General features: G+C 70.6%; 1 protein-coding gene. It reads right to left on the bottom strand.

What is annotated here, in order from left to right:
- Nucleotides 1-107: 107 nt before the first annotated feature.
- Nucleotides 108-824, bottom strand: coding sequence for an ATP-dependent Clp protease proteolytic subunit (locus AC08OV_RS14875; RefSeq protein ID WP_476619800.1), 717 nt, complete (start codon nucleotides 822-824; stop codon nucleotides 108-110).
- Nucleotides 825-1,291: the final 467 nt, after the last annotated feature.

Below are 1,291 nucleotides of genomic sequence, written 5' to 3'. Positions count from 1 at the left end.
CGAGTACTCACCGCGGGAGGTCCGTTCCACGATGTTCGGCAGGACGTGACGGGCCCTCGGTGCACCGCCGCCCAGCATGATCCTGCTCGCGGCGGGAGGCCGCCCGGTCATCGCCCGCTCCCGCCGCCGGGGCCGAAACCGGTGCGGCCCGCCCGCCGCAGACCGATGCCCGCTCCACTGACCACACTGGGTACCTGATCCACCCGGGCGACCACGTGATCGACGAGACCATACTCCTTGGCCTCCTCGGCCATGAACCACCGGTCCCGGTCGGAGTCGGTCTCGATCTGCTCGACGGTCTGCCCGGTGTGGAAGGCAATTCGCTCCTGCAGCGTGCGCTTGGTGTACAGCATCTGCTCGGCCTGGATAGAGATGTCAGCAGCGGTGCCGCCGATGCCGCCGTGCGGCTGGTGCATCATGATCCGGGCATGGGGCAGCGCGTAGCGCTTGCCCGCCGTGCCGGCGCAGAGCAGGAACTGCCCCATCGAACCGGCGAGACCCAGCGCGACCGTCGCCACGTCGTTTCCGACGTACTGCATCGTGTCATAAATCGCCATGCCGGCGGACACCGAGCCACCCGGCGAATTGATGTAGAGGTAGATGTCGGCCGCGGGATCCTCGGCGGCGAGCAGCAGCAGCTTGGCGCTGATCGCGTTGGCCACCGCGTCCTCGACCGCGGAACCAAGGAACACGATCCGGTTCTCGAGGAGCCGGCTGAACACCTGGTCGTCCGCGGAGCCGAGCCCGGGTGCGGCGGCCTGCGCGGTAGCCCGGTGCGGACCCCCCGGCCCGGCCTGCGTGAGGCGCGGAAAAGATTCGATCATGGTGCGTCCTCCCGCCGGCCGTCGGGAATGGGTGCGAGCACGATGGGCCGGCGTCACCAGCGTTGCCGGGAAATCCGCGCCCACGGCGCTGATCTGCTGGCGGCAGATCTGCTCACGGCAGACGCGACGTCCCGTGGAACGACTTCAGCGGCCTTCCCCAAGGGGATACCGGACGACGACGCCTGCCCGGCCAGTCCCGGATCCCGTGGCGCCCCCGCCGGATCGTCCGGTCCACCCGGGCGGCACCCGCCGACCCTCGACCCGTGTCGAGCCGACCGCCGGAGGGTGTCCCTGCCTGGGAAGGCCGCAGTTTGGTGACGAACCCCAGCCCCGGACCGTCACCGATCTCCAGCAGCGCGGCTCGACCACCACGGGACATGAGGCACCACCACGGGACATGAGGTCACGCCACCGCGGCCAGGCCGGTGGGGGGCGCTGTGCCTCGTGATGCCGGCCCGGGTGGGCCG

The sequence above is a fragment of the Frankia sp. CeTa3Moorea genome, assembly GCF_978021225.1.
This window is presented reverse-complemented; position numbering and strand designations above follow the sequence as displayed.